Source organism: Janibacter anophelis NBRC 107843, from assembly GCF_001570945.1.
In the GTDB taxonomy this organism is placed as follows: domain Bacteria; phylum Actinomycetota; class Actinomycetes; order Actinomycetales; family Dermatophilaceae; genus Janibacter; species Janibacter anophelis.
This window is the reverse complement of the sequence record NZ_BCSQ01000105.1, coordinates 1-2,682: the sequence shown is the minus strand read 5'-3', so window position 1 is coordinate 2,682 and position 2,682 is coordinate 1. Positions and strand designations below refer to the sequence as shown.

4 protein-coding genes are annotated in these 2,682 nt (G+C 74.0%); 3 read left to right on the top strand and 1 reads right to left on the bottom strand.

Annotated elements, in window-relative coordinates:
- A partial coding sequence (locus JAN01S_RS16290; RefSeq protein WP_068319857.1) for an NADPH:quinone oxidoreductase family protein occupies positions 1-957 on the bottom strand: 957 nt, incomplete at its 3' end.
- Positions 958-1,021: 64 nt separating this feature from the next.
- On the opposite strand from JAN01S_RS16290, the gene JAN01S_RS16285 reads away from it, so the two are divergent.
- From JAN01S_RS16285 to JAN01S_RS16275, 3 genes are read left to right on the top strand one after another with little or no spacing between them, the layout of a single operon-like run.
- The gene (locus tag JAN01S_RS16285; protein ID WP_068319850.1) at positions 1,022-1,546 is read left to right on the top strand and encodes a methylated-DNA--[protein]-cysteine S-methyltransferase; all 525 of its coding nucleotides are present in this window, start codon (positions 1,022-1,024) and stop codon (positions 1,544-1,546) included.
- A 9-nt stretch (positions 1,547-1,555) separates the two neighbouring features.
- Positions 1,556-2,023 (top strand): RNA polymerase sigma factor, encoded by a 468-nt coding sequence (locus JAN01S_RS16280; RefSeq protein WP_068319849.1) that lies wholly within the window; start codon positions 1,556-1,558, stop codon positions 2,021-2,023.
- Entirely contained in the window at positions 2,020-2,625 is a 606-nt protein-coding gene (locus JAN01S_RS16275) for a methylated-DNA--[protein]-cysteine S-methyltransferase (protein WP_068319848.1), read from the top strand. The genes JAN01S_RS16280 and JAN01S_RS16275 overlap by 4 nt, the downstream gene beginning before the upstream one ends.
- Positions 2,626-2,682 lie beyond the last annotated feature (57 nt).

The window sequence follows — 2,682 nt, the reverse complement described above, 5'->3', positions numbered from 1 at the left end:
CCCGCCGGCGAGGCGGGCGAGCGCGGCCGGCGTCTCGTCGAAGCCGAAGGTCTCGGCGACGAGCGGCGCGACGTGGCCGGCGTCGGCGAGCCGGACCAGCTCGGCGTGGGCGTCCTGGACGGACTGCGGATCGTGCTCCTTGTAGAGCCCCCAGTGCAGGCCGAGGATCGAGTAGTTCTTCACCATCGCGTGGTTGAGCCGCGGCTCGGGGATGCGTCCGCTGGCGAAGCCGACGACGACGATCCGGCCCTCGAAGGCGATGCACTTCGTGCTCGCCTGGTACGACGGTCCGCCGACCGGGTCGTAGACGACGTCGGCGCCGTGGCCCCCGGTGACCTCCTTGACCGTCTCGATCGTGTCCTGCTCGCGCCGGTCGATGACGACGTCGCAGCCGAGGTCGCGGGCGATCGCGACCTTGTCCGCGCCACCCACGACACCGATGACGTGCGCGCCCGCGGCCTTGCCGAGCTGGACGGCAGCCGACCCGACGCCACCGGAGGCGGCGTGGACGAGGAGGTGCTCCCCTTCGCGCAGCCCGGCCCGGCGGTGCAGGCCGAACCACCCCGTCTGGTAGCTGATCATCAGCGCGGCGCACGCCGCGTCGTCCAGTCCCTCGGGAGCGGGGAAGGTGCTCTCGCCCTCCATGAGGCACTCGCTCGCGTAGCCGCCGTGGGGGACGGCGGTGCCGCCGAGGACGCGGTCGCCGACGGCGACGTGGGTGACGCCCGCACCCACCTCGAGCACCTCGCCGCACACCTCGAGACCGGGGACGAAGGGGGGTTCCGGCCGGACCTGGTACTCGCCGCGGCACATGAGGGTGTCGGCGAAGTTGACCCCCGTCGCGAGCACCCGCACCCGCACCTGGCCGGGGCCGGGGCGCGGTGACTCGGCGTCGATGAGGGTGAGGACGTCGGCGGCGTCGCCGAGGCGGTGGACCTGCCATGCACGGATGCTCATGGCGGCGAGGGTACCGATCTCACACGGAGGCGACCCGGCGCGACCATGGGACATGATCGACATCATGACGACCCGGCACGCACGCCTCACCACGCAGCTCGGCGAGCTCACCGCGGTGGTCGACGAGGCCCACGACGGCCGGGGCCCGGTTCTCGTCGGGCTGTACTTCCCGGGGCACTGGACGCTGCCCGAGGGAGCCGACCACGGGCCCGAGGTCGACCCGGCCGACGAACCGCTCGTCCAGGAGCTCGGCGCGCAGCTCGACGAGTACCTGGCGGGGGAGCGGCGCGAGTTCACCATCGCCTACGAGCTGCGCGGGGGAGAGCACCACCGCCGGGTCTGGGCCCTGCTCGAGGCCATCCCGTACGGCACGACGACGACCTATGGCCACCTCGCCCGGGAGACCGGCGGCGCGGCCCAGGCCGTGGGTCGCGCTGTCGGGGCCAACCCCGTCTCGATCCTCGTGCCCTGCCACCGGGTCGTCGGGGCGGACGGCTCGATCACCGGCTACGCCGGGGGCCTGGAGCGCAAGCGGACGCTGCTCGCGCTCGAGGAGCCGGCGGCGCAGGAGCGCGATGCTCTCTTCTGAGGAGACCCGGTGAGCCTGCCCCCCTTCGAGCTCGTCGTCCGTGAGCACGGGCCTCGAGTGCTCGCGGTGTGTAGGGGGCGCGTGGAGGCGGCGGACGTCGACGACGCATGGAGCGAGACCTTCGTCGCGGCGCTGCGGGCATGGCCGGACCTGCCGGCGGACCTCGACGTCGAGGCCTGGTTGGTCACCGTGGCCCGGCGCAAGTGCATCGACATCCACCGGGCGCGCAGCCGGCGGCGCACCGACCCCGTGGCCGAGCTGCCGGAGCGGGCCACCGACGACCCCGAGCCGCAGGACGAAGGGGTGTGGCGTCACGTCGCCGCCCTGCCGCACAAGCAACGACACGTCATCACCTATCGCTACCTCGGCGGGCTGTCGTACGCGCAGATCGTCGACCTCGTCGGCGGCAGCGAGGCCGCCGCGCGCCGGGCCGCCAGTGACGGACTGAGGACCTTGCGGGAGAAGGAGATCCGATGAGCACCACCGACACGGAGATGGACCGGCTACACGACCTGCTCGTGGCCCGCGCGGGGGACGTGGACCTGCTCGACGTCGCCTACCGGGTGCACGACTCGCCCGTCGGGGCGCTGCTGCTCGCGGCGACCGGGCGCGGCGTCGTGCGCGTGGCCTTCGCCAGCGAGGGACACGACGCGGTGCTCGCCGACCTCGCCGAGCGGGTCAGCCCGCGGGTGCTGAGCGCGCCCGGGCGACTGGACTCAGCCGCGCGCCGGCTCGACGACTACTTCGCGGGCCGGGCGACATCGGTGGAGGTGCCGGTCGACCTGCAGCTCCTCGGGGGCTACCGGCGCGAGGTCGTCGAGGCGCTCCCGCGCATCGCCTACGGGCGCACCGCGACGTACGCAGAGGTCGCCGGCCTGACCGGTCGGCCTCGGGCCGTGCGCGCCGTCGGCAGCGCCTGCGCCAACAACCCCGTCCCGCTGCTCCTGCCGTGCCACCGGGTCGTGCGCAGCGACGGGAGCGAAGGGGGCTACCGCGGCGGACCCGAGGCCAAGCACCTGCTGCTGCGGCTCGAGGCGGAGCGCGACGGGGCGGTCGGCGGCAGTACCGTCGCCCCATGAGCGTCAGCGAGGAGCACCTGTCCCGCGCGGACCGGCTCGGCCGACTGCCCTACACCC

What these genes read in the sequence shown, in the direction of transcription:
- JAN01S_RS16285 (WP_068319850.1), top strand. Translation starts at nt 1,022, where the DNA reads ATGACGACCCGGCACGCACGCCTCACCACGCAGCTCGGCGAGCTCACC.
- JAN01S_RS16275 (WP_068319848.1), top strand. Translation starts at nt 2,020, where the DNA reads ATGAGCACCACCGACACGGAGATGGACCGGCTACACGACCTGCTCGTG.